We start from the raw sequence: 24,949 nt of genomic DNA, 5'->3' as shown, positions 1-24,949 counted from the left end.
CACACGAATGGAGGATATGTGTCGCGTCGGCCGAGGCAAAGCTGTCGACATCGCGGTGTCAGGCGCCAACCCGAGCGCGAACGGCGTCTGCGGTGCCCTGGTCGATCTGGCCCCAGTACCACAGGAAGCGCTCTTTAATGCGGTCAAGAGTGAGGTTGCTGTACTGGCCCACGAGGGTGTCCACCAGACGAGCGCGCTGCTCGTCGTCCATGACCTCGCGGATGAGCGTACCCGGCTGACCGAAGTCGTCGTCTTCAGCATGCAGAGTATATGCCGAACGAACCAGTTCGCCATCCGACTCCCAGCTGGCCTCAACACCGGCCTGCGGATCAGCCTCAGGACCACCCTCGGCGCCGAACGAGTTCGGCGTGTAGACGCGGTGCTCGGCCGGGTTGAAGTGGTACTGCATCTGACCCTCGTGCATGTAGTTGTGCACCTTAGCAGCGTGCGGCTGGTTGACCGGCAGCTGGTTAAAGTTAGCGCCAATACGGTGGCGCTGTGCGTCGTTGTACGAGAACACGCGCGCCATCAGCATCTTGTCGGGCGAAATACCCGTGCCAGGAACCTGGTTGCCGGGCGAGAAAGCAGCCTGCTCGATCTCGGCGAAGAAGTTCTGCGGGTTGCGGTTGAGCGTGAACGTACCCACCTTGATGCGAGGGTAGTCCTTCTTCGACCAGGTCTTGGTGAGGTCGAAGGGGTTGAAGCGATAGGTCTTGGCGTCTTCGTACGGCATGATCTGCACGTAAACATCCCACGACGGGTAGTCGCCGCGAGAGATGGCTTCGAAGAGGTCGCGACGGTAGTAGTCGGCGTCTTCACCAGCGATCCGCTCGGCCTCGGCGGCATCCATGCGCTCGACGCCCTGCTGCGAAAGGAAGTGGTACTTGACCCAGAAGCGCTCACCCTCTGCGTTGAACCACTGATAGGTGTGAGAGCCGTAACCATTCATGTGGCGCCAGCTGCGGGAAAGACCACGGTCACCCATAATGTAGGTCACCTGGTGGGCCGACTCGGGCGAGAGAGTCCAGAAGTCCCACTGCATATCGGCGTCACGTAGACCCGAGTCGCCCAGACGCTTTTGCGAGTGGATGAAGTCGGGAAACTTGATGGCGTCGCGCAAGAAGAACGTGGGGGTGTTGTTACCCACGATGTCGAGGTTGCCCTCGGTCGTGTAAAAACGCAGCGAGAAGCCACGCACGTCACGCCAGGTGTCGGGCGAACCCTGCTCGCCGGCAACCGACGAGAAACGAATGAGGGTTTCACTCTTCGCGCCGGGCTGGAACACAGCCGCACGGGTGTACTGCGAAACATCCTCGGTGACTTCGAACTCACCAAAGGCTCCGGCGCCCTTGGCGTGCGGGTTGCGCTCGGGTACGCGCTCGCGGTTGAACGAGGCGAGCTTCTCGACCAGGTAACGGTCGTGTAGTGCCGTGATGCCGTTAGCGCCAACAGTCAATGAGTGGGCGTCGCTGGCGACCGGGGTGCCGGTCTGGGTTGTTGTGGCGGGTTTTTCAGCCATGTTTCTTCCTTTCGCAGTCGGAGCAAAGAGCACGGTAGGTCACGGCAGCTTCAAGAATGCGCATGCCGTGATCATGGTCGGGTTGCAGACAGGGAGCGGCGCCGATGGCGCAGGCTACGTCTTCTACGCGGCCGCACTCCACACACTGCAAGTGGTGATGGTTATCGTCGGCGTACTGCAGTTCATACAGGGCGCTGCCGATATCGGGCAGGTTGACCCGGCGAACGATACCTGCGGTGCGTAAGTCACTGAGCACGCTGTGCACGGTGGGGAGGGCAATGCCGGGCACAGCTTCGCGGACGGCCGTAAAAACAGCGTCGGCCGAAGCGTGGGGGTGCTGTCGCAGTGCCTCGATAATGGCCACCCGCTGTGCTGTTACGCGCAGACCAGCACTGTGCAGCCTTTCGGTGCTGGGAAATGCCGGAGCCGCAGTGGCCTCGGGTGAAGTGGTCATGCCACCATTCTAGCTTATTCTGAATGATTCACAAAAACGAAGCTTTATCTTTTATGAGCGATTCACCTATAAGCGGCCGGCTGCCTTGAGCGCCAGGTAACGATCGGCAATGCGTGGGGGGAGCAGTTCCGCATCGGCCGCCAGAGGCTCGGCGCCGGCCCGTCGAACAGCATCCGCCACCTGCTCAGCATCAAGCACAGCCTTTTCTGCCGCCGCCGCAAGATAAATCTCGTCGATGCTGTCGATCGACGTGCGCAGGCGATTCACCTCGGTGTCGGTCACCGAGCCCACAAGCACCGTTGTTGACCGATTCACTTGCGGGAAAGCACCCAAAAAGCTTCGAGCGCTTTCGGGGGCATCCTGTGCGGTGAGAACAACCAGAAGAGACGGTCGCGTCGTCAGTGTGCGAGTGGCAGCAAACGCCGCTTTCCAATCAGTGTCGATGAGGTTGGCGTGCACGGGGGCCATGGCGTCAGAGATCGCCGGTAAAAGGCCCGCGCCGTCGATTCCCGTCACGCGACCGCGCACTGCGCGGTCAAAGAGGAGCAGGTGAACATGGTCACCGGCTCGCGAGGCAAGCGCAGCAAGAAGCAGCGCCGCCTCGTACGCAGCGTCGAGGCGCGTACCATCACCGACACGGGCGGCGGCAGTACGACCCGTATCGATCAGGATCACGACGTGACGATCGCGTTCGGGCCGCCACGTGCGCAACATTGTCGTCGTGGCGCGGGCCGTTGCACGCCAGTCGATAGAGCGCACATCATCGCCGCGCACGTACTCCCGTAGCGAGTCGAATTCGGTGCCCTGACCCCGCACATTAATACTCGTGTTGCCATCGAGTTCGCGCAGGCGAGCCAGACGCGAGGGTAGGTGTTTGCGAGCGTGAAACGGCGGTAGTACCCGGATGCCACCGGCTATCGTGTGCTGCGCTTGGCGGCCCGCGATCCCTAAGGGACCCAAGGATCGAACGGCCACGAAATCGCTGCGAAGCTCGCCGCGTCGCCGCGGCTGCAACGGAAAACTGGTACGGCGTCTTTCGCCTGCAGGAACATCGATGCGCAGCGGCGCAGGTGGAGCCCCCGCCGTGGGTTGCCACGCATCACGCAGATAGCCACGCAGGTGACGCCGCCCCGTATTGTGTACGGCCACGCTTGTTTCGGTAAGCGCACCTAGTCGAGCACGTGCCGGAACCCGTCGCGAAACTCGCAGCTGTGTCAGATTTGCCGCCCGTGCGATATCCACCGCGCCCACCGCCAGGCACAGCCCCAGCCATACGACAAAAACTATCCATGGAGGAACCCCCGCGGCGCCAAAAAGAGCGATAGGGATGGCTCCCGCGGCGACGAGAATAACGAAACGGCCGGTGACGAACACTTTAGATCGGTACTCGCGTTTGCTGCACGACCGAAGACAAGACCGCGTCGGCGGTGATGGCTTCCATCTCGGCATCCGGTTGCAGTTGCAGGCGATGACGCCACACCGGAACAAGCATGGTCTGCACGTGATCGGGTGTGACGGCGGTAGAACCACTGAGCCAGGCCCATGCCTTTGCTGCCGCCAACAGCGCCGTGGCCGCACGCGGGCTTGCGCCCAACTGCACGGACGGCGAGTGTCTGCTGGCGCGGGCAAGATCGACAACGTAGCCGAGTACCTCGTCGGTCACCGAGACAGCATCGACGGCTTCTTGCGCCGCCCGTATTTCTTCTGCTGTCACAACAGCGCTCAGATCACTCAGCGCACGGGGCGAGAAGCCATCGGCGTGGCGGCGCAAAACAGCCACCTCGGATTCGCGGTCGGGCATATCGACGACGAGCTTCAACAAAAATCGGTCGAGCTGTGCCTCGGGCAGCTGGTAGGTGCCCTCGTGCTCGATGGGGTTTTGTGTGGCGGCCACAAGAAATGGATCGGGCAGACTGTGGGTGCCGCCGTCGGTCGACACCTGGCGTTCTTCCATAGCCTCGAGCAGCGCGGCCTGCGTCTTTGGGGGAGTACGGTTAATTTCGTCGGCCAGCAAAATATGTGTGAATACCGGGCCACGACGAAACTCAAATTCGCCGGAGCGGGCATCGTAAATCAACGATCCCGTGACGTCACCGGGCATGAGGTCGGGCGTAAACTGCACGCGCGTTGTGTCCAGCCCCAGCGCACGCGAAAAAGAGCGCACGACAAGAGTCTTAGCCACACCGGGAACTCCCTCGAGCAGCACGTGACCTCGCGCGAGTAGTGCTACCAGCAGGCCCGTGATCGTGCCACCCTGCCCGACAACGGCCTTCTCAACCTCGTCGCGCACCCGGTGCATCGCAGCACGCAGTGCATCGGTGCCGGATGCCGCTGACTGCTGCTGCGCACTGGCTGGTGCTGCCCCGCTCGGTGCGACACCGCCCGGTGCTGCCGCGCCCGGTGCTGCAGCCGCCGCGGGGCCAGACCCGGGAGTCGGAGGCGGGGGCGGAGCTGCGGGGGAGGGGGCCGTAGCCGGTGGCGGGGCGGAGTCGTGGTGATTGTTCACGATGTGCTCCTCTCGGTGGAGTCGGTCTGGTGTTGTGGCCGAGTAAGCCCTCGCGCTGAGTGGTCGACGGCCTGCTCGAGGTCGGCGAGGGCGCGCGCGAAGTCAACAAGTTCGGCGTTGGTTGTGGGTAGGTCATCGGCGAGTAGCCTGCGTGCCAGCTCGCGGGGTGTGTGTGCGCGGTCGGCGGCGGCGTCGGCAATCACGTGCGGCGAGGCCGACCCGGGCAGCGATAGCCGACGGCTGAGGCGGGCGTGTGCACCTCGGCGCAGCGCCGCAGCGGCATGCTCGGCGTCACGGGAACGAGCCGTCAACCGTGCTCTGCCATGCATGGTTTCGGATGCCCGCACCACAACGGGCAGTTTTTCGGGCACAAGGGGACCAAAACGGCGGCCTCGCCAGAATCCGGCGGCAGCGAGGGCAGTCAGCAGCATAATGATGCCGGGCGTTACCCACCGGGGCGTGAGCGTACCGAGCGTGACGGGTTCATTCTCTGCCAGGTCGGTGTCGCTCAGCGAGGGCACGTACCACACCACATGCGGGTGCTGACCTAGCAGCGCAAGCGCGAGTGCAGCATTGTGGTCGTCGGAGAGGTAGTCGTTGGTAAATAGGCGTGCGGCGTCGAGCATGCTGATGCGCTGAGTGCCGTTGTCGGCGGTGAGGAGACCGGCAGCTTCGTCGTCAACGTAGCATCCGGTAACCCCGTCGGCCGGCGTGAACCCGTGGGTAAACTGCAGCTGCGTTACCGAGCGAAGTTCGGGCCGTTCGCAGGCGTTGAATGTCGTTTTTTGTGGTGCTGTGGCCAGCTCGCCCAGGGTGAATAGCCGCAGGAGGCGACTGCTTCCGCTGAGGATAACAACCTCGCTGGCTGTATCTGCCATGGCCGTCACCGCATCGTCGCTGAGTGCAAAGGGATCATTGAAAACCAGTGTGCTGGAGTCGTCTACGGCGCTGGCGATTTTGCGATGATCACGAACGACGGTCACGTCAATACCCTCGTCTTTCAGCAGTGTGACGAGTGCACGCGTGCCGTTTGGGCCGTAACTGTCGGGGTCAAAGCCGTTATGTGCGCGCGGGGCGTCAACGGCAAACATGGTTCCCACCACGGCCACAGCAAGTACGAGTACAACCAGCACCCCCCATCCGAGCGTGCTGCGCAGACGACCGGGCTGGCGGCGAATAGTCGACGGTGCTACGCCCTGGGCCGAATCGTTGTCGTGCATTACCAGGCTCATGCGACAAGCTCCGGATGCAGCGACTGCAGCCGAACATCAAGTTCCCGCAGCATTTCTGCGTGCTGGCGCGTGGCCGGGCGGCGCAGGTATCGAACGTCGTCAAAAACTGTCGCAGCCATGGTGAGTGCGCGGGCCTCATCGGGGAAGGGCACGCTCGCTTCGCGCGCAATCGCCTGCGCTGTCGCACCGGGGGAAGGGGTGATGAGGTCGCGTTCGATGAGGTCGCGCGCCAGAGCCCTGTACCGGTGGGCTACTGCGTCGTCCCACTGGGCGTTCTTCTCCGCTGCGGCCGCGGCATCCCGCAGTTCCGCTGCTGTTCGCGTGTCATCGCCGAGGAGCGGTGGTGCCGTACGGCGGGTGCGGCGGAAGGTTCGTCCGGGACGCCCCCACACGATGATGATGACAATCACTGCAATGACGACCACGGCGGCGAGGATGAGAAAGAGAAGGTTGCCGACCCCCGCGCCATCGGAGGGTTGAAAAATCTTCAGAATGAATTCGACGACGGTGCGCGAGATTCGATCAAAAAACGTCGGCTCGGCTGCAGCGTAGGCGCTCTTAGTAAGTTCTTGTTCGGCGAGCCGCTGGGCTTCGTCTCCGTCGGGAATAAGCGGCGCGTTGATCTCGATGATCATGCACTACCTGCTGGCGGTGGCGTGGGTGGTGCTGGCGGCGCCGGTGGTGCCGGTGGCGCAGCCGGTGCCGGAGGTGTCACGGGAGCGCTCGCGGGAGGCGTGCCATAGGAAGGCCCTGCATAGGGCGCGCCCGTGTAAGGAGGCATGCCCTGCGGCTGCGCAGACGGTGGTCCCACGGGGTAGCCGTATTCGGTACCGGGATTGTGGTAGCCGGGAGGCGCGTAATACGTGATGCTGCTGGCCGCTGCTACGCGCGGTGGCGGTACTTTACCGACGGCGCGTTCTGCGACATAGGCGAAGGGGTCACCGAGGTCGTCGGTGGGGTTGCCGCTGTGGCGCCGCTCGACAAATGCCATGAGTGTCTGGTCGAGGCCTTCGTAGCGCATACGCGCGTCGGTGTAGAGAAACACGGATGCTGTTGCTCGCACGATAATCGATATTGATTCGACGATGACCGCGAGAATCTGTGCAACAAACATCATGATGATCGTGGCGACGATAGAACCGTTGACGTCGCCGCCGGTCGGCATCGTAACCGGGATGACCAGAGAACTGAGAAGCGACAGCGGTGTTGTCACGATCTGAGCAATCGTGCTCATGATGATTGCGATAACGGCCGAGACGCCGAACGTGAACCACCAGCGGCGGTTGGTCAAGCGCCAGGAGCGGCGTAGACCATCGCGAACGGTTGCTTTTTCGAGAACGATGACGGCCGGCGTGAGCGAAATTTTGGTGCCGATCCACAGCGCGACAAAAACTGTGGCGACGATGGTGAAGAAAAACAGCAGACTGCCGATGAATATGCCCGCCGAGCTGTCGCTCGCGGTGATAGAGAAGCCAACGATGAGCAGCGGGATTCCTGCTGCAAGAAGAACGAGCACAAACATGGCGGCTATCTGCAAGAAGCTCAGTCCAATGAGCCGCCACGCAACGGGCTTGACGCGGCGCCACAGTACGCCGAGCGTCAACTTGTCGCCGACAATCGCAGCCCCCGCGTCAGCGGCAACCACTCCCTGAACGATGGCCGTAAAAATGACGGAAATAATCGACAGTGCAAAGGCAACAAGCGCCATGAGAACCGCGCTGCCAATGATGATCGTTAAAAAGTCGTCGGATGCAGGGCTTACGCGGTCAAGTCGTGAGACAAGAAGTACGGTGACTCCGGCAATGACAGCGAGCATGACGACCGTGATGACCAACTGCACCACCACAGCAAAACCAAACAGAACCTTGGGGTTGCGTCGCAGCGCCGAAAAGGCTCGCCCCAAAATAGTGCCAAAGCTCAGCGGGCGCAGGGGAATAATGCCCGGCCGGGGCGCGGGTGTCCAGGTGGAATTGCTCACGGATGCTCCTCATTCCCTGTGGGTTTCACGTGTGCGGTCTCCATCGTGTCATACACTCATGCATGCTTCCCTAAGGAATCCACCTCGGTGAAGTACTCTGGAACGCACGCGCGTTTATTTCTCTAGTAAACCGCGCGTGTAAGCGAGTGAAGGACGGCTACGCACAATGACCTCACGAATTCTCGTGGTCGATGACGACACTGCGTTGGCAGAAATGATCGGCATCGTTTTACGAACAGAAGGCTTTGAGCCGTTGTTTTGTGCAGATGGCGCGGTCGCGGTCGATCAGTGGCGCACCCACCGCCCCGATCTTGTACTGCTTGACCTCATGCTGCCGGGTATGGATGGCATTGAAATCTGCTCGCGTATTCGTGCAGAGTCGGGTGTTCCCATCATTATGCTCACGGCCCGTAGCGATACCGCCGATGTCGTTCGTGGCCTCGAAGTGGGTGCCGACGACTATATGGTCAAGCCGTTTAATCCGAAAGAACTCGTCGCGCGAATTCGTACGCGCTTGCGCCCCACACCGCAGTCAACGAGCGAAATCTTGCGTGTGGGAGATTTGCAGATCGATGTTGACGCGCATGAAGTGCGACGAGGCAGCACCACGATTTCTCTGACACCGCTGGAGTTTCAGCTGCTGGTGGCTCTTGCCCAAAAGCCACAGCAGGTTTTTACCCGTGAAATGCTTCTGGAACAGGTGTGGGGATACCACTACAAGGCCGACACACGTCTCGTGAATGTGCATGTGCAGCGCTTGCGCGCCAAGGTCGAGCAAGATCCTGACAATCCCCGCGTAGTGATGACCGTGCGCGGAGTCGGTTACCGCGCCGGTACAGCCGGATAGGCCGCACATGTCGACAGCCGACGTCGGCGTTACCCGCGCCGTATGGGCGCACAAGTGGCGAACCTGGAACGATTCGTTCGCCGGACTCTGGCGCGGCTCGTTGCGGTTTCGCACCCTCGCGGCAACTCTGGCGCTCACGTCGCTCGCCATCATCATCACATGCGTCGTTATGGCGCTCGCTATCCAGGGCAACCTGTGGGAGTCCCGCAAGGGCCAGGTTTTAGAAGACGCACACCGTGCCGTCAATGCTGCGCAGGCTACCTTTTTGTCGGCCGAGGTGCGGGGTGACCGCACGGCTGTTCACGCCCTTATTCGCAGTGTCAGCAGCGACCTAGAGGCCGTGTCGTCGTCGGACATGATTGCCGTGTTGCGCACCGACGACACTCCCTCTGCCATTGCGCCGCCCGGTTTTTACACGGGGCCACTCACCGACGACATGATTTCTCCGGCACTGCGCCGACTGGTTTCTTCCACGCCCGACCGCCAGTGGTGGCAATCGATGGGGGTACCGGATGCAGCGGGAGCACAGCATCCGGCAATAATCGTCGGGCAGCAGATTATGGTGCCCGAAGCCGGGGCCTACGAACTCTACATTGTGTATGACTTGGCCGACACTGAGGCGACGCTGCAGCAGGTGCAAAAGATTTTGTGGGCGGCCGGCATCGTGCTGGTGGCAATCATTGCGGGCATTGCCTGGTTTGCCCTGCGTTCTGTCGTCTCTCCAGTAACCCAGGCTGCAGAGACGAGTGCCCGATTTGCTGCAGGAGACCTCACCGTACGACTGCCCGTTCAGGGCGAAGACGAACTGGCAACCCTGGCGCGATCCTTTAACGCGATGGCCGACAGTATTGAAGCGCAGATCAAAGAACTCGGCGAGCTTTCGCTCGTGCAGCAGCGTTTTGTTTCTGACGTCTCACACGAACTGCGCACCCCCCTGACGACGATCCGGCTGGCCGCTGACATGCTCAACGACCAGCGTGACACCTTCGATGCGACCACGGCGCGCACAGCAGAACTGCTTTTTGCCCAGGTGCAAAGGTTCGACACGATGCTCGCCGACCTGCTGGAAATTAGCCGCTACGACGCTGGCTCTGTCCAGCTTGAACAGGAGCCAACAAGCCTGGCGCAACTGGCTGAAGACATGGTTGAACAGCTCCAGCCGCTCGCTGAGCAGCACGCGACCGAACTGCGCCTGCTGGCACCGGGAGGCCACACGCCCGTCGACATGGATCCGCGACGGGTGCGGCGTATTCTGCGTAACCTCATTGGCAACGCAATCGAACACGGTGAGGGGCATCCGGTTGTCATAACAGTCGACAGCAACCCACACGCGGTAGCCGTAGGTGTGCGCGACTTTGGTCTCGGTATGCGCGCTGAAGACTCGCAGCGCGTATTTGACCGGTTCTGGCGGGCCGACCCCTCGCGCAAAAGAACGATTGGCGGAACGGGCCTGGGGCTTTCCATTGCACAGGGCGATGCGCGGCTTCATGGCGGTGTCTTATCGGTGTGGTCGGAGCTGGGCGTAGGAACCCACTTTGTGCTCACCCTGCCCCGCGGCACCGATTACGTGACAGGGCCGTCGCCCATTGCCGTTGAACCCGTTGAGGCACTGGCCGACATCGGCGAGGCCACCGAACCCATCACGGTGCTGTACCGCGATGCGCAGCGCTCATACACACAAGCGGAGGGGGAGCAATGACCGCCAGGGCAAGCGTTCGACCTCTGGCCCGCGCACGCCGTGTGGCAGCGCGAATGCTGATGCTCCTCGCCGCCGTGAGCCTGGCGGTTGCGTGCGCAAGTCTGCCGGTGAGCGGCGACGTACGCCCCGGTTTGAGCGCCAATGAAACACGCTCGGGTGCCGACCGCGTATGGGTTGTCGATGGGCCTGTAGAAGGAGCAGACCCCGAACGCATCGTGCAGGGCTTTATTGACGCAGCGGTCAGCCCCGCCGACAACTGGGCGATTGCGCGCGAATTTCTCACCGCCGACTTTGCTGAGGCATGGAAGCCACTGGCCGCGGTAACGGTCGATACGGCGGTGGGTGATCGGCGATTTACCGACACAGACCCGGATGCCGGCGACAGCGCCGATACGGCCGGCGTCCGCCTCGAACTCACACAGACCGCTGCCGTCGACGACGCCGGTGTGTACTCGGCGGTTTCGGGAGCTGACCGCAGCGCCGAAGTATTTTTTGAGCTGGAACGCGACGACAACGACCAGTGGCGCATCGCGCAGGCACCCGACGGCATTCTGTTAGACATCCAGGCGTTCTCTTCAGGAGACATTGTCAGCGCCTATGCACTGCAGTATTTTGATGCCACCTGGACACATCTGGTGCCCGATGTGCGCTGGCTGCCTAAACGCAAAAATACGCCCACGCGTATTGTGCAAGAACTTGTCGCTGGTGATCCTGCGGCATGGTTAGCGACGAGTGTGCGAACGGCGTTTCCTGAAGACGTGGGCCTGGCAAAAGACTCGGTGCTGGTGGAGGGGCAGGTGGCGCATGTCGAGCTGACGGCGTCGGCGCTGACGCTCGACGGCACAACCCTGGCGCGCATGCGCACGCAGATGGAGCGCAGCCTGATTTCGGCCGGTGTGCTCGAGGTGCAAATGACGGTGCGTGGCAGTGAATTGGATGCCGGGCTGGCGACGGTAAAAGAGGCGACGGTTGATAACCGTGCGCTCGTGTTAACCGACGACCAATTTGGTTATGTGATCGGCGGCGACATCACTGAAATTCCTGGATTGAGCGACCAGATTGTCAATTTCGAGGAGCCGCTGTCGTCAGTGATTGTGCAGTCCGACCAGTCACAGGCCGTCGTGCAAACCGACGAGGGCACGGTGTATCTGGTGGGGCAGGGGCGTATTGACGAGGTTGATGACCGACCGGGGCTGATCGCACCCACCGTTGATCCATTTGGCTATATCTGGACAGTGCCGGCTTACGACCCGACCGCTATGACTGCGTGGAACCCCGTGTTGAGCCCCACCGACGTCAACGCTTTTACCGATGCCTCGGCCGTAACCCATATGGCAGTGAGCCCCGATGGTGCACGAGTAGCCGCGGTGATCACGGTCGGCACCATCCATCAGGTGGTTGTGGCAGGGGTGCTGCGCGATGAACGCAACGCTCCGATTGGCCTCGGCCCGGCAACAACTGTGGCCACCCTTGTTGACCCCGCGGTGGACCTGATGTGGCGTGATGCGACGTCACTGGGCGTGCTCACACGCAGTGCCGATGAGGTTGGGGCGCTACTGTCGCTCCCCGTGGGTGGCCCGGGGGCAGCGTTGGGCGTGCCTGATGGCGCCGTGCGTGTCGCGGCAGGGAGCCCGGCAACGGCCGTGCGGCTGCTGGGAGAAAATGGCACGCTGTGGTTGCGGTCAGGGCCGATTTGGCAGTCGGAGTCGACCGGCATCCGGCTCTTGGGTCAGTCATTGCTTGATGGTTAGGTGCGCGCTGTCCGGGGTGTCGATTCCTTCACAGTAGGCGGTGCCGCTGTGTTTGCTGATTTTTGTGACGATTGACGGCGTCCTGTGACGCTTGCACGGCACGCTGGAAAAATGGCAGAGCACAACCGAGTGGTCGACGAGATAGCAGCGTTTGTTTTGGGTGCACACTGCGCCGGATGCCGCGCGCCGCACACCCTGCTGTGTGTCGCGTGCCGTGCCCGGCTGGCGCCCCGTGTGCACCGTATGCGTACCAGTGACGGCATCGAGGTGGTTGCTGCGCTGCCGTTCTCCGGTGTGGCAGCACGCATTGTGCGGGCCATCAAGCAGGAGGGCAGAACGGGTCTTGTGCACGCGTGTATGCCAGCGCTGCACGTCGCCCGCGCCGCAGCGTGCACGAATGGTGCTGTGTTTGTTCCCATCCCCACCCGTTACGCATCGTTTGTGCGGCGCGGATACCGTGTGCCGCATCTGCTTGTACGCCGCATGGGAAATCGACCTGTCTCGCTGTTGCGCACGGTAGGCCGGGTTGCTGATCAGCGCGGCCTTAACCGGGCGCAGCGAAGTAGCAATGTGCACGGCAGTATGGTCGCACGGTCTCGCGGACACGGCGACGTGATTGTTGTCGATGATGTTGTCACAACCGGGGCCACGATTGATGAGGCAGCGCGGGCGTTGGAGCACGCCGGGTACCGGGTACGTGCCGCCGTCGTACTGGCTGCTACACCACGAGAAGACGACACGGCAGCCACAGAAGGTGACAGAGAGCCTGTGAGGGGACTACGGTAGGTTTTCACAAGGCGACCACGGTCCGCCCTTGGCCGGTCGGACCGGGACAAGGAGGTCACGGATGGAAACGAACATTACGGGTGTCGGAGTAAGCATCTCCGATCGGTTCCGCACGGTGGTTGAGGAGAAAGTAGCGCGAATAGAGCAGTTAGCAACCCGCGCGCAACGCCTCGATATTAAAGTTACTCACCGCGCCTACCGTAACGGTCGCATGGAAGACGAAACGGTCGAGTTGACGCTTGTTGGCCGTGGTCCTGTGATCCGCGCCGAAGCACGTGATTCCGATAAATTTGCGGCATTTGATACGGCAATCGATAAGCTCACCGAGCAACTGCGGCGCGCAAAAGGTAAACGTGTGGGCGGTCGCAACCATCCGCGCGGAGCCCATTTTGAAAAGGGCAGTGGCGCGCTCTCGGGCATCGACGTGCAGCCCGCGCCCATTGACGTCTTACAGGCCGTGGCTACGGGTAGTGTCCCTGTAGCGGATGAGGCCGATGACGTCTATACACCCGTGGTTATTCGCACGAAGGAGTTTGACCCCGAGTGGATGACGGTAGAAGAAGCCGTTGACCGGATGGAACTGGTCGGGCACGACTTCTTCCTTTTCATCGACGTGCGCACTGACTACCCGAGCGTGGTTTACCGACGCAAGGGCTGGGACTACGGTGTCATTTCTTTGACGGCCACAGCACCACCCGAGGCGCTGGCCTCATAACATTCAGCACGACAGAGCGCGTCACCTCGAGCAGGTGGCGCGCTCTTGCGTTAGTCGAACAGTTTGCCAGCGCTGCGGCGAGGTCGGCCGTGGCTGTTTCGCCCAACTCGCTCCCAAAAACCAGCCATGAAGTGATTTTACGGTTGGAATTGCGTGGCCGCGTCGACGGTGGTGGCCGCAGCCTTTGTGGGGCGGCCGCGTTTGGGGCGCTCGGCACTCAGCGCGAGTCCGGCGGTGTGGTCGGGTAACTGCTGCAGGCGTTCGGCGATGCGGTCAAGAAAGCGCACTTCGGCTTCGGCCGCGCAAATCTTGGCCTCGGTGATGAGGGCGCTCGCCACGGCTTCGGGGGTGGGGTCGGCTTCAGCATCCGGATGCCGCAGAGCCTGCAGCGCGCGCACATGGTGCAGCGAAGCATGGCGCTGCGTGCGAATGATTTCGGTGACGTCGACACCCGGAAGAGTCGTGGCCATGGCTATTTTGATGGCTAATTCATCGCGTGTGGAGCGTTCGTGCGGGCGCGGTGTTGTCAGCCACTGACGTACGTCGGTCGAACCGGCGGGCGTGATGCGCCAATATACGTGTCCGTGTTCGTCGGTGTCGCCGCGGGTGACGAGGCCGTCGCGTTCGAGTCGTTCCAGAGTGTTGTAAATCTGGCCGACGTTGAGCGGCCATACCGATCCGGTGCGGCGGTCGAATTCGCTGCGTAACTGGTAGCCGTAGCAGGGGCCCTGGTCGAGAATGGCCAGCAAGCTCTGGCGAACAGACATGCACAAGCCTTTCGATGAGTGCGGGGGCGCGGTGTTGCTGTGAGTATAGACACAAGCGCGTCACCGGTTATCGACGGGGCCGCTATTGAGCATCCGGATGCTGCGCAAAAACGGTATGGCCTGTTCGCGAGTGGCGGATTATGCACACTCACATACAACACGCATGCCCAGCGCCGGTAGCATGGCAGAGGCGTCCGACGCGCGTACGCGCGGATGCTGCGATTTCACGCACCGATAGGGAGAAGAGTTCCGTGGCGAATCTTGTTGAGAAGCTGCTGCGCGCGGGAGAAGGGCGCATCTTGCGCCGACTCAACCAGGTTGTCAAAGCTGTGGGCGCGCTCGAAGAAGACTTTGAGAAGCTCAGCGACGACGATTTGCGCAACGAGACCACCGCACTACGTGCCCGCTATGACAAGGGCGAGACGCTGGATCAGCTCATGCCCGAGGCCTTTGCGGCCGTGCGTGAAGCAGCAAAGCGAACGCTGGGTATGCGGGCTTACGATGTGCAGATTATGGGTGGCGCAGCGCTGCACCTGGGCAATATCGCCGAGATGAAAACCGGTGAAGGAAAAACCCTGGTTGCGACCCTTCCTGCCTATCTGAATGCGATCGCCGGCAAGGGCGTGCACGTTATTACGGTCAACGACTATCTTGCCTCGTATCAGTCCGAACTCATGGGCCGTGTGTATCGTGCGCTGGGGATGACCACCGGCGTGATTGTTTCGGGGCAGAACCCGCAGGTTCGTCGAGAACAGTACGAAGCCGACATCACCTATGGCACCAACAACGAGTTTGGTTTCGACTACCTGCGCGACAACATGGCGTGGCGAAAAGAAGATCTCGTTCAGCGTGACCACTTCTTTGCCATTGTCGACGAGGTTGACTCGATTCTTATCGATGAGGCCCGTACGCCGCTGATCATTTCTGGGCCTTCTTCGGGCGAAGCGAACCGCTGGTTCACCGAATTTGCCAAGATCGTGCGCACGCTCGAAGCGGGGGTCGACTACGAGGTCGATGAGAAGAAGCGCACAGTGGGTGTGCTCGAACCCGGAATCGAAAAGGTCGAAGACTACCTCGGGATCGACAACCTGTATGAGTCGGCGAACACGCCGCTTATCTCGTTCCTCAATAACTCGATCAAGGCTATTGCGCTGTTTAAGCGTGACACCGACTATGTCGTGATGAACGACGAGGTCATGATCGTCGATGAGCACACAGGCCGTATTCTTGTGGGCCGACGCTATAACGAGGGTATTCACCAGGCCATCGAGGCAAAAGAGGGTGTTCCGGTTAAGGCCGAGAACCAGACCCTTGCCACGGTGACTCTGCAGAACTACTTCCGTCTCTACGACAAACTCGCCGGTATGACCGGTACCGCCGAAACCGAGGCGGGCGAATTCATGTCGACATACGATCTCGGTGTCGTACAGATTCCCACGAATAAGCCGATGATCCGCATCGATCAGCCCGATCTGGTGTACAAGAACGAAACGGCCAAATTTGCTCAGGTCGTGGAAGACATCGCGCAGCGACACGAGAAGGGTCAGCCCGTTCTTGTCGGTACTGTCAGCGTTGAAAAGAGCGAGTATCTGTCTCGCCTGCTGGCAAAACGTGGCATTCGACACGAGGTTCTCAACGCAAAAAACAATGCGCGCGAGGCCGAGATTGTGGCCCGAGCGGGGCGCCGGGGTGCTGTGACGGTTGCCACCAACATGGCTGGTCGAGGTACCGACATCATGCTCGGTGGCAACGCGGAGTTCTTGGCCGTGCAAGAACTCAAGAGTCAGGGTCTTGACCCGGTAGAAACTCCCGAGGAGTACGAGGCCGCGTGGGACACCACGTATGAGACCATGAAAGAAAAGGTCGCCGAAGAGGGCCGCGATGTCGCCGAAGCCGGAGGCCTGTATGTGCTGGGCACCGAGCGGCACGAATCACGTCGCATCGACAACCAGTTGCGCGGTCGTTCTGGGCGTCAGGGAGACCCGGGCGAGAGCCGGTTCTACCTGAGCTTGACCGATGACCTTATGCGCCTGTTCCAGTCAGCCGCTGTTGAGGCGATCCTTTCTCGCGCCAACTTCCCCGACGATGTGCCGATCGAATCGCGCCTCGTGTCGGGTGCAATCCGTAGTGCGCAGAACCAGGTCGAAGCGCGTAACGCCGAAATGCGGAAGAACGTTCTGAAATACGACGACGTGCTCAACCGTCAGCGTGAGGCGATTTACACGGACCGCCGTCAGATTCTCCAGGGCGATGACATCGCCGATCGCGTACAGCACTTTGTCGAAGACGCGCTTGTGGCCATCGTCGACGACCACACGGGCCGCGGTCACACGGAAAGCTGGGACTTCGACGCCCTGTGGACCGAGCTCAAGACGCTGTACCCGGTGGGCGTGACAATCGAAGAGGTTGTTGCCGAGGCCGGTGGCCGTAAGGGGGCAATCTCTGCCGAGGGGCTGAAACGTGAGCTCATTTCAGATGCCCGTATCGCCTACGAAACCCGAGAAGAAAAGCTTGGCGAAGAAGCGATGCGCGAGCTGGAGCGCCGCGTTGTCTTGCAGGTTCTTGACCGCCGCTGGCGTGACCACCTCTATGAGATGGACTACCTGAAAGACGGTATTGGCCTGCGTGCGATGGCGCAGCGAGACCCCCTGGTGGAATACCAGCGCGAAGGCTACGCCCTGTTCCAAAGCATGATGGACCAGATTAAAGAAGAGTCCGTCGGCTACCTGTTCAACCTTGAAGTCGAGGTGCGCCAGGCCGAGGGAGACAACGGTACTCCCGAGGTCGAGGCCAAGGGGCTCGTGAGCGACGGAGGCGACCAGAGGCTGCAGTATTCTGCACCCAATGACGCCGGTGAGATCGAAGTGCGCAATGACCGCGGGCAAGTGCAGCAGGCTGCAACAGCGCGCATGCGTCAGGCCAACGCCGCGCAAGCCCAGAGTCAGGCACCCGCTGCTGCCGAGCAGCCAGCGGCCCGTGGGGCTTTCGGACAACGCGTCGAAGGCACCGAAGACGCAGCGCCCATGAACCGTGCCCAGCGCCGCGCACAGAACCGACGCGGCTAACACCAGTACCGCAAAATCGTTCTGGCGGGTCATGGCCTAATACGATGGGGCCATGACCCGTCATTTCGATCAATCAGCCAAGCTAAAAAATGTTCTCTACGAGATTCGCGGCAACGCGCTCGCAGAGGCGGCGCGGCTGGAGGCCGACGGGTACGCGGTACTGAAGCTGAACACGGGCAACCCCGCAACTTTCGGCTTTGAGGCACCGCACCAAATCGTGCGCGACATGCTAGAAACACTGCCGACCGCGCACGGCTACAGCGACAGCCGAGGCATCATTTCGGCGCGCCGCGCGATTGTGAGCCGTTACGAACAAACCCCCGGGTTTCCTCACGTTGACCCCGATGATGTGTTCTTGGGCAACGGTGTTTCGGAACTCATCACGATGGTGATGCAGGCACTTCTTAATGAGGGCGACGAAGTTCTTATTCCCGCGCCCGACTACCCGCTGTGGACGGCCATGACCAGCCTCGCCGGTGGCACTCCCGTGCACTACCTGTGCGATGAAGAACAGGGATGGGAACCCAACCTCGAAGACATTCGCGAAAAAATTACTCCGCAGACGAAAGCTATCGTCATCATCAACCCCAATAACCCGACGGGGGCGGTGTACTCGCGTGAGACACTCGAGGGGCTCGTTCAGATTGCGCGCGAGCATGAGTTGTTGCTGCTCTCCGACGAAATTTACGACCGCATCTTGTATGACGATGCCCAACACATTCCAACGGCAACCCTTGCCCCCGACCTGCTGTGCCTGACTTTCAACGGTCTGTCTAAAACGTACCGCGTCGCCGGTTACCGTTCCGGGTGGCTCGTGATCACGGGCCCGCAAGACCACGCACACGGTTTTCTCGAGGGCATCATGCTGTTGGCGTCAACGCGGCTGTGCCCTAATGTGCCCGCACAGCATGCGGTCCAAGCAGCACTATCGGGAGTGCAGTCGATCGACGCCCTCATCGCGCCGTCAGGCAGACTGCACCAGCAGCGCGACGCCGCGTGGCAGGGGCTTGAGGCAATACCGGGCGTCTCCTGCGTCAAACCACAGGGTGCGCTCTATGCATTCCCGCGGCTTGATCCGAATGTGCATGAGATTCACGACGATCACAAACTTATTTACGACCTTCTCGTTGCCGAGCACATTTTGTTAGTGCAGGGCACCGGCTTCAACTGGCCGAACCCCGACCACCTGCGCGTTGTTACCCTGCCTGAACCACGGGTTATCACCGAAGCAATTGAACGACTCGGCAACTTTCTTTCTAGCTATCGTCAATGACTGCGCGACGCCGCGTCGTGGGCCGCTAAACGCCTCGCGACGCGGCGCATAGCTGCCACGAGCGCAGACTTTGCTGCGACGTCGCTGAGCGGACGCGCATGCAGGAGAGCAGCATCCGCAGCCTTCGGATCATCGGGGAGAAACTGCACGTCGCGAACACCGGCAAACCGCTCGAGCGATCGACGAATTTGGCCGCGGGCATCAAGACCAAGAGCCGACGACCGTAGGCGATTGACCAGCACTGTCGTGGGCGTGTGCGTGGCCAGGGCGCGCAGCTCGGCGTGGCCACGCAAAAACCGCGCTATACCCAGCGGATCAGCCGAAGCAACAGCAACAATATGGTCGGCCTGTTCTAGTGCACTTCGGGCGGCCGCGTTACGGCGCGGCACCTCGATATCGCTCATGAGCTCTTCGTCTGCCTCGAGCGGTGAGGCGATATCAACCACAATGTCGTCGGCCCAACCACGGCAAATATCCAACGTCTTTTTCAGCCGATCCGCCGATATCTCTGGCCAGCGCGAAGGACGATTGAGCCCCACCAGAACATCAAAACTGCCCCGATTGGTCTCAAAAACCTCGGCCAACCGAGTCAATTCATCGTCGTCCAGCGACCCTAGTTCTGCGCGGCGACACGCAGCGGCAATACCCGGGCCATCATCGATGAGCCCCAGCAGCAGAGCGATGGCAGGCGCGTGCGTATCGGCGTCGATCATAACCACGCGCCGGTCTCGTTCGCACAGCTGCGCCGCAAGCTCAATAGCAACTGTGGAAGAACCGGCAGCACCTTCCGCACCCCACACCGCCACGACCCGGCCCTGCGGAGCCCTCTCTGTTTTCGCTATCGCTGGCCCACCGGTGTCGAGGGCGTCCAAGACATCCCAGGCCGTCGCATCCGCCGGTAGAGGCGGTACGAGGCCTCGCCTGCGCGCACGGCGCAGTTCGGCGTCTCCGCCACCGATCAGCACGAGGCGTGTGCCCGCACGATCGCAGGCATCGATGAGGTCGGTCGTGAGAACCCCGCGTTCAGCCGTGAGAACGAGTGCATCGGCACCGCGAGGAAGGCGGACAGGCGGCAGCACAGCATCCGGAGCCACTTGCGCAACGATCTCAACGCCCTCGGCTTCGAGATCGGCAGCCATCGTCTCGGCACGCTCGCGCACGGCCAGAGCAATACGCATCATGATGCCCCGCCCGCAGGAACAACCCACAGCGCCGATCCCGCAGAGATCGCGGCAAGTACCCCAGGAATATCGCTGCGGTCAATGGCCAGCTCGATGCTGGCTCGTGACGAGCCCATCACAGACGACTCGCGGTTGACAGTAGAAACAACGGCCTCCGACACCAAAATCCGAGGCGCCTCGGCAGGGTCATCGCGCTGTGCAGGCGGCGTATGCCACACCTCGACGGCACTGCCCGCGGTAATGGTGCGCGAAATATCGACGGCGCTTTCGACAACAATCATGGTGCGCTGCCCGTCGTCAGCCTTCGCTGTTGCTGCTTGAGGGACGAGCTCACCCTTATCAAGCGTGCGAGTTGCCACCAGGTCTCCGGTGAGCTGTTCGGGCGACAAATATTGTCCGGCCACGGCACCCAATGAAACGTCGACCACCCGAAAATCCTGCGACTTCAACGACTCGCCCGCCACGATTGTTCGGGAAGCCTGAAGCATAGGGATGGTTGTTCGCGCTGAAGAAACCACGAACCATACGGCTGCTATTGACACCACGACCAGAGCAATACCAACGAAAAATCGCACATCATTCCATGCCCGGCGACGGGCTTTCGGGGGGAGGGCCATGTCCACATCGTCACAGAACTCGCGGCAAGCCCAGCGAAGTTATCCACAGCCAGCGACAGAAGAAGACGCGAGGCCCCTGCATGGGGAGAATGGGGTTATGCCCCAAGACTCAGCGGCCCCGGCCCGATATCTAGCGCCAGCCCAAGTGGCCGAGCTGCTCAGTATCGACGTCGACGAGGTAGTTGCCCTCGTGATGGAAGGGCGCTTGCGCGGAGCACGGTTGGGGTCGCCTGCCCGATGGCGAGTAGAGGCCGCCAGCCTCGATGAATACATCGCTGAGCAGGCAGAAGAAAGCCGGCGCATGGCGCTGTGGCACGAGGCAAACGCAGCAAGTTTTCCGGAGCTGTGGGGGCCACCCGCCGTCAGCACGGCCATGCACCTGTAGGTCAGTCGCCGTTACAGCAGCGGGGCAATCGCCTGGGCGGTCGTCGACAGCGCGGCAATGGCTGTCAAAGGAACAACTCGAAAACCTCGCACAGCGTTCGCGCGCCGCGGCTCAGAAAGATCATGCAGTGCAAGATCAAGGTGATCAGCGCCGGCTCGATCAACCGTGCCTGTCAATACCAGCCCCGTTCGCAGCCGCAGTGTGAGCGCACAGCGGCGTCGTGCAAGGTCGCGCAGTACAAACCCCAGAGTCATACGATCCCGCACAGCCGAAGCAGTACCCGTGGATCGCATACTCGATAAAAGTTCTCCATGGCGCATGTGCCAGATCACATCGCCAGCGAGCGGCACAACCTTCAATACCGACCCCCATGCGGGTGCCGAGTTCGTCATGACCAGCGCAGCCCAGTCGGCACCCACGCCGTGCACAACTCCGGTGATGACCGTGCCGTCTTCCAGGGTTGCCGAGATCTCGGCCTCGCGCCGAGCCAACTCGGAAAGACGTTCCTTCAGAGTGAGTCTCGCGATACGGACCCGCTCGGATTCGGCTTCTAGCGCCGCGCGCTCGGCCTCCCAGCCCGAAGCCAGCTGGTCTTCTAAGTCGTCAAAAAGGCCGTCCCAATCCACATAAGCGAGCGTAGGCGAGTCACGCCACCCGTGCGTACGTGTTATCCACATAGTCGCCAGCGAGGCCCGTGGCGAGCTTGAGCGCTGTGGTCTACTTCCTTCAAGGTTCCACGCTCGTCGATTGTCCCCCGAATCGAAAGTGCTCACAATGAGACCGCTCGTTGATTTTGCTCCCCAACACACGCCCACCAGCGACCTGCCCGACCCCACAGCGCTTCTGCAGAGCCTGACCCGAGGAGTGCTCGAGGTGCTCGCCGGCGTGCGTGAAGTAGATCAGCTCGCACGCTGGTTTACCGAAGACGCCTATCGCTCCATGCTCACTCGCGCCAATTTAGCCGCGCGCGCTCGCAGCGCACGCGGTGTCGTGCCCCAGCGCCTCACCTGCAGCATTCTCAGCACTCGCTGGTCAGCGCCCGCTGACGGCGTTGTCGAAGCGGCTGTTATCGTCGCCACCCCCGCGCGGGCGCGTGCCGTTGCGATCCGACTCGAGGGCATTGATCGGCGCTGGCGAGCGACCACGCTGGCCGTACTGTAGTCGCCGGGCAGCGTTGCATCCGGAACCCGTGCTGGTGACGTGTACATAAGCATGCCGCGCACGCTCTAGGCTGGCAGGGTGTCGACGCTCAGTGATCTTGTACATGCCGAAGGACTCCTCAACGACGCTGATGTGGAATGGCTGCATCGGCTATCGGGTGATGGACAACTGCTGGCAGACCTCGCATCAGCAGACATCGTCGTGTGGATAGCAACAGCCGATGGCTCTTTTGTTGCGGGAGCCCATGCGCGGCCCAGCGGAGCCGCGACGCTCTTCTACCGCGATATTGTCGGAGAACCCGTGCGCCCGCAGTGGCGCACACAGGTGCAAAATGCCTATGAAAGCGGCACAATCGTGGATAACTCCACGCCCGACTGGTTTGAAGAAACTCCCACGCGGGTGAGGGCTGTGCCGATCATTCGTGAACGTGCCGTCGACGGTGAACAGGCGCGAGTCATTGGCGTACTCACACGGCACACCAACCTCGGTGAAGCCCGTGCGCCATCACGACAGCAAATTTCATTCAACGAGTGTGCCGACGACCTTTTCGACATGGTGGCATCCGGTGAATTTCCCGATATGACCGCGCCCACTTCGCCCCGGAGAGGTGCTCCTCGCGCATCCGACGGTCTTGTACGCATCGACGTCGACGGTATGGTCACCTTTGCCAGCCCGAATGCGCTGTCGGCATTCAGCCGACTCGGGTTTGACGATGAGCTTGAGGGCGAGTCGCTGGTAGAAGTGGTGACCGAGATTATTCCCGCCACCCATCAGGTCGACGAGTCGCTGCCCGTTGTCGTTACGGGCCGAGCGCCCTGGCGCACCGACCTGGAGGCACGCGGAGTCACTGTTTCGCTGCGTGCCATTCCACTGCGCGATCATGGCACGCGCATCGGCGCAATTTTGCTTTGCCGCGATGTCTCTGAGGTGCGACACCAAGAGCAAGAACTCATCACCAAAGACGCCACTATTCGCGAGATTCACCACCGGGTGAAAAACAACCTGCAAACGGTCGCGTCGCTGCTGCGCATTCAAGCGCGACGCACCCACTCCGAAGAGGCGCGCGAAGCACTCACACAGGCCATGCGCCGAGTAGCCTCGATCGCGCTCGTGCACGACACCCTGTCGGAGGGGTTGGCGCAAAAAGTTGACTTCGACGAGGTCTTCGACCGTGTGCTCCAGCTTGTCGCAGAGGTGGCGGCATCACCCACCACGCGGGCACAGACACACTCAGAGGGGCGTTTCGGCGTGCTGCCGAGTGAATACGCGACACCCCTCGCACTCGCGCTCACTGAGGTGGTTACCAACGCTGTCGAACACGGCCTTGCCGGGCAGGAAGGGTTCGTGACCATCAATGCCGACCGCACGGATGACCATCTGCGCGTTACCGTTAGTGACTCTGGCCACGGCCTTCCCGAGGGCCGGGTAGGGCAGGGGCTTGGCACACAGATTGTGCGCACGCTGATTCATGGCGAACTCGGCGGCACCATTCAGTGGAAGGGTGCCGAGGGCGAAGGTACGCAGGTAACCATCGACATTCCGCTGCGATGGATGAACAGCGCCTAGTGTTTGGCCGTGTGACCGACACTCGTGCGATCGGCACATGCAACAGCCCGGAGCACATGCTCCGGGCTGTTAACACGAGTTATGAAGCGCGGCGAGCACGCGCAGCGCGACGCTTAAGAGCGCGGCGCTCGTCTTCAGAGAGCCCACCCCATACACCGGAGTCTTGGTTGGTCTCCAGTGCATACTGCAGACACACCTCGGTGACCGTGCATCGTGCGCACACGGCTTTTGCCTTCTCAATCTGGTCGACGGCAGGGCCTGTGTTGCCGACAGGGAAGAACAGTTCGGGGTCGACTGTTAGGCAGGCGGCTTTGTCACGCCAGTCCATAAGGAAGCTCCTCGGGTGGTTTTTTGTAGTCCTGCGCAGTTGCGCGGGCGTTATGGGTGCACGGTGTGTTCACCCTGTTGCGAGCAGATACTCGCCCCACGCCGCTGTGGGAGCACATGGCCGTGACTTATTCTCATACATGGAACACCGGGAATCAAGGGTTTGTTCATAAACCTTGCAAAATAGTTTTACCAGGAGGACACCGTGCCCGCATCCATCGCGTCTCGAGCCGCGGCCTATCTGCTCATCGCAGAGGGGGTTGCCGTCGCGACGTTGACGATTATGGAAGCCCGAAAACTCTTCGCTGGCGAAGCCACTTCACTGACCACGGCGCTGGCACTTATTGCCCTCACCCTCGTGGGTACGGTTGCGTTATTTGCCTTCGGAATCGCGGTATTACGCGGCGGATCCTGGGGGCGCTCCGGCGGAATCGTTCTTCAACTGCTGGGCTTGGGGCTGGTGCTCAGTGCGCTGTCTCTTCGTCCACTGCCCATCACGTTCATGCTCGCCATCGGCGTTCCGGCCGCCATTACCCTCGTGCTGCTATTAGCCGCAGTGCGCGCGAGCGGGCGCCCGAGTGGAGAAGACCACCTCGACGGCGAAGCATAAACTCTCAGGAGAAAGTCAGCTATCGAGCCCAACGAGTTTACGGATCCGGGCGACATGGCCGGTCGCTTTTACGTTGTAGAGTGCGTGCTCCACAGCACCATCTTCGTCGATAACGAAGGTGGAGCGGATGACACCCTCGACCTTCTTGCCATAGTTCATCTTCTCGCCCCATGTGCCGTAGGCCGAGTGCACGGCGTGATCGGGGTCACTCAGCAGCGGGAATGTGAGACCGTCGCGCTCACGGAAGCGGGCAAGCTTCGCGGGTTCGTCGCGAGAAATACCGAGCACGGTGTATCCGGCGCCCTGGAGTGCATCGAGGCTGTCCCGAAAGTCGCAGGCCTGCGTCGTGCATCCGGGAGTCATAGCCGCCGGGTAGAAGTAGATGATGACGCGCTTACCCCGAAGCTCCGAGAGCGATACCGATTTTTCGGTGTCGTCGAGCAGAGTGAAGTCGGGGGCAACAGAACCGGTTTCCAAGCGCGCGTTAGTCATACCATCAGCCTAACGGTG

At 61.4% G+C, this 24,949-nt stretch carries 25 protein-coding genes; 12 read left to right on the top strand and 13 right to left on the bottom strand.

The features are described from left to right. Positions 1 to 58: 58 nt before the first annotated feature. The 7 genes from ACQUSW_RS04565 to ACQUSW_RS04535 form a co-directional block, all read right to left on the bottom strand. On the bottom strand, positions 59 to 1,519 hold the full coding sequence (locus ACQUSW_RS04565) for a catalase (protein ID WP_428931061.1): 1,461 nt from the start codon (positions 1,517 to 1,519) through the stop codon (positions 59 to 61). Further along, entirely contained in the window at positions 1,512 to 1,973 is a 462-nt protein-coding gene (locus tag ACQUSW_RS04560; protein WP_428931060.1) for a Fur family transcriptional regulator, read from the bottom strand. Before ACQUSW_RS04560 ends, ACQUSW_RS04565 begins: the two co-directional genes overlap by 8 nt. Before the next feature lie 66 nt (positions 1,974 to 2,039). Then, positions 2,040 to 3,347: a DUF58 domain-containing protein gene (locus ACQUSW_RS04555; protein ID WP_428931059.1), complete on the bottom strand. Its 1,308-nt coding sequence runs from the start codon at positions 3,345 to 3,347 to the stop codon at positions 2,040 to 2,042. 1 nt (position 3,348) lies between these two features. Continuing rightward, complete coding sequence (locus tag ACQUSW_RS04550; RefSeq protein WP_428931282.1) at positions 3,349 to 4,272, bottom strand: AAA family ATPase; 924 nt, start codon at positions 4,270 to 4,272, stop codon at positions 3,349 to 3,351. Between the two features lie 203 nt (positions 4,273 to 4,475). After that, complete coding sequence (locus ACQUSW_RS04545; protein ID WP_428931058.1) at positions 4,476 to 5,711, bottom strand: DUF4350 domain-containing protein; 1,236 nt, start codon at positions 5,709 to 5,711, stop codon at positions 4,476 to 4,478. After that, the gene (locus ACQUSW_RS04540) at positions 5,708 to 6,346 is read right to left on the bottom strand and encodes a DUF4129 domain-containing protein (protein ID WP_428931057.1); all 639 of its coding nucleotides are present in this window, start codon (positions 6,344 to 6,346) and stop codon (positions 5,708 to 5,710) included. Before ACQUSW_RS04540 ends, ACQUSW_RS04545 begins: the two co-directional genes overlap by 4 nt. Continuing rightward, a complete protein-coding gene (locus tag ACQUSW_RS04535) occupies positions 6,343 to 7,689 on the bottom strand; it encodes a DUF7847 domain-containing protein (protein ID WP_428931056.1) in 1,347 nt (448 codons plus the stop codon). The genes ACQUSW_RS04540 and ACQUSW_RS04535 overlap by 4 nt, the downstream gene beginning before the upstream one ends. Positions 7,690 to 7,855: 166 nt before the next feature. On the opposite strand from ACQUSW_RS04535, the gene mtrA reads away from it, so the two are divergent. From mtrA to hpf, 5 genes are all read left to right on the top strand, one after another. After that, positions 7,856 to 8,536 carry an MtrAB system response regulator MtrA gene (gene mtrA / locus ACQUSW_RS04530; protein ID WP_428931055.1) on the top strand — a complete coding sequence of 227 codons (681 nt, stop codon included), beginning with the start codon at positions 7,856 to 7,858 and terminating at the stop codon, positions 8,534 to 8,536. Between the two features lie 7 nt (positions 8,537 to 8,543). Beyond that, positions 8,544 to 10,235 (top strand): MtrAB system histidine kinase MtrB, encoded by a 1,692-nt coding sequence (gene mtrB, locus ACQUSW_RS04525; protein ID WP_428931054.1) that lies wholly within the window; start codon positions 8,544 to 8,546, stop codon positions 10,233 to 10,235. Further along, positions 10,232 to 11,986, top strand: coding sequence for an LpqB family beta-propeller domain-containing protein (locus tag ACQUSW_RS04520; protein ID WP_428931053.1), 1,755 nt, complete (start codon positions 10,232 to 10,234; stop codon positions 11,984 to 11,986). The genes mtrB and ACQUSW_RS04520 overlap by 4 nt, the downstream gene beginning before the upstream one ends. A gap of 111 nt (positions 11,987 to 12,097) precedes the next feature. Further along, positions 12,098 to 12,772, top strand: a complete 675-nt coding sequence (locus ACQUSW_RS04515; RefSeq protein WP_428931052.1) for a ComF family protein — start codon at positions 12,098 to 12,100, stop codon at positions 12,770 to 12,772. Between the two features lie 61 nt (positions 12,773 to 12,833). Further along, positions 12,834 to 13,487: a ribosome hibernation-promoting factor, HPF/YfiA family gene (gene hpf / locus ACQUSW_RS04510; protein WP_428931051.1), complete on the top strand. Its 654-nt coding sequence runs from the start codon at positions 12,834 to 12,836 to the stop codon at positions 13,485 to 13,487. Positions 13,488 to 13,624: 137 nt separating this feature from the next. On the opposite strand, the gene ACQUSW_RS04505 is transcribed toward hpf, so the two are convergent. Then, positions 13,625 to 14,254, bottom strand: a complete 630-nt coding sequence (locus tag ACQUSW_RS04505; RefSeq protein ID WP_428931050.1) for a helix-turn-helix transcriptional regulator — start codon at positions 14,252 to 14,254, stop codon at positions 13,625 to 13,627. A gap of 39 nt (positions 14,255 to 14,293) precedes the next feature. On the opposite strand from ACQUSW_RS04505, the gene ACQUSW_RS04500 reads away from it, so the two are divergent. The 3 genes from ACQUSW_RS04500 to ACQUSW_RS04490 all read left to right on the top strand — a co-directional run bounded on the left by ACQUSW_RS04500 (position 14,294) and on the right by ACQUSW_RS04490 (position 18,592). Further along, positions 14,294 to 14,434 carry a hypothetical protein gene (locus ACQUSW_RS04500; RefSeq protein ID WP_428931049.1) on the top strand — a complete coding sequence of 47 codons (141 nt, stop codon included), beginning with the start codon at positions 14,294 to 14,296 and terminating at the stop codon, positions 14,432 to 14,434. A 71-nt stretch (positions 14,435 to 14,505) separates the two neighbouring features. Beyond that, positions 14,506 to 17,319: a preprotein translocase subunit SecA gene (gene secA / locus ACQUSW_RS04495; RefSeq protein WP_428931048.1), complete on the top strand. Its 2,814-nt coding sequence runs from the start codon at positions 14,506 to 14,508 to the stop codon at positions 17,317 to 17,319. 52 nt (positions 17,320 to 17,371) lie between these two features. Beyond that, complete coding sequence (locus ACQUSW_RS04490) at positions 17,372 to 18,592, top strand: pyridoxal phosphate-dependent aminotransferase (protein ID WP_428931047.1); 1,221 nt, start codon at positions 17,372 to 17,374, stop codon at positions 18,590 to 18,592. Here ACQUSW_RS04490 and ACQUSW_RS04485 read toward each other — a convergent pair. After that, complete coding sequence (locus ACQUSW_RS04485; RefSeq protein WP_428931046.1) at positions 18,586 to 19,773, bottom strand: CpaE/TadZ family protein; 1,188 nt, start codon at positions 19,771 to 19,773, stop codon at positions 18,586 to 18,588. The genes ACQUSW_RS04490 and ACQUSW_RS04485 overlap by 7 nt on opposite strands. Then, positions 19,770 to 20,390 (bottom strand): SAF domain-containing protein, encoded by a 621-nt coding sequence (locus tag ACQUSW_RS04480; RefSeq protein WP_428931045.1) that lies wholly within the window; start codon positions 20,388 to 20,390, stop codon positions 19,770 to 19,772. The genes ACQUSW_RS04485 and ACQUSW_RS04480 overlap by 4 nt, the downstream gene beginning before the upstream one ends. 97 nt (positions 20,391 to 20,487) lie before the next feature. On the opposite strand from ACQUSW_RS04480, the gene ACQUSW_RS04475 reads away from it, so the two are divergent. Continuing rightward, positions 20,488 to 20,775, top strand: coding sequence for a helix-turn-helix domain-containing protein (locus ACQUSW_RS04475; RefSeq protein ID WP_428931044.1), 288 nt, complete (start codon positions 20,488 to 20,490; stop codon positions 20,773 to 20,775). A gap of 11 nt (positions 20,776 to 20,786) precedes the next feature. Here ACQUSW_RS04475 and ACQUSW_RS04470 read toward each other — a convergent pair whose 3' ends face one another. After that, the gene (locus tag ACQUSW_RS04470) at positions 20,787 to 21,452 is read right to left on the bottom strand and encodes a hypothetical protein (RefSeq protein WP_428931043.1); all 666 of its coding nucleotides are present in this window, start codon (positions 21,450 to 21,452) and stop codon (positions 20,787 to 20,789) included. A gap of 97 nt (positions 21,453 to 21,549) precedes the next feature. On the opposite strand from ACQUSW_RS04470, the gene ACQUSW_RS04465 reads away from it, so the two are divergent. Together ACQUSW_RS04465 and ACQUSW_RS04460 are read left to right on the top strand one after the other, a co-directional pair. Continuing rightward, on the top strand, positions 21,550 to 21,936 hold the full coding sequence (locus ACQUSW_RS04465; RefSeq protein ID WP_428931042.1) for an Rv3235 family protein: 387 nt from the start codon (positions 21,550 to 21,552) through the stop codon (positions 21,934 to 21,936). Between the two features lie 78 nt (positions 21,937 to 22,014). After that, on the top strand, positions 22,015 to 23,502 hold the full coding sequence (locus ACQUSW_RS04460) for a sensor histidine kinase (RefSeq protein ID WP_428931041.1): 1,488 nt from the start codon (positions 22,015 to 22,017) through the stop codon (positions 23,500 to 23,502). A 79-nt stretch (positions 23,503 to 23,581) separates the two neighbouring features. Here the strand turns inward: ACQUSW_RS04460 and ACQUSW_RS04455 are convergent, their stop codons facing one another. Continuing rightward, positions 23,582 to 23,830: a WhiB family transcriptional regulator gene (locus ACQUSW_RS04455; protein WP_428931040.1), complete on the bottom strand. Its 249-nt coding sequence runs from the start codon at positions 23,828 to 23,830 to the stop codon at positions 23,582 to 23,584. 204 nt (positions 23,831 to 24,034) lie between these two features. Between ACQUSW_RS04455 and ACQUSW_RS04450 the strand changes: the two genes are divergently transcribed. Next, positions 24,035 to 24,439, top strand: a complete 405-nt coding sequence (locus tag ACQUSW_RS04450) for a hypothetical protein (protein WP_428931039.1) — start codon at positions 24,035 to 24,037, stop codon at positions 24,437 to 24,439. 15 nt (positions 24,440 to 24,454) lie between these two features. Here the strand turns inward: ACQUSW_RS04450 and bcp are convergent, their stop codons facing one another. After that, complete coding sequence (bcp, locus tag ACQUSW_RS04445; RefSeq protein WP_428931038.1) at positions 24,455 to 24,931, bottom strand: thioredoxin-dependent thiol peroxidase; 477 nt, start codon at positions 24,929 to 24,931, stop codon at positions 24,455 to 24,457. Positions 24,932 to 24,949 lie beyond the last annotated feature (18 nt).

The sequence above is a fragment of the Microbacterium luticellae genome (assembly GCF_050408645.1).
In the GTDB taxonomy this organism is placed as follows: Bacteria; Actinomycetota; Actinomycetes; order Actinomycetales; family Microbacteriaceae; genus Microbacterium.
Note: the sequence above shows the minus strand (reverse complement) of the source record. Positions and strands in the feature narration are given on the sequence as shown.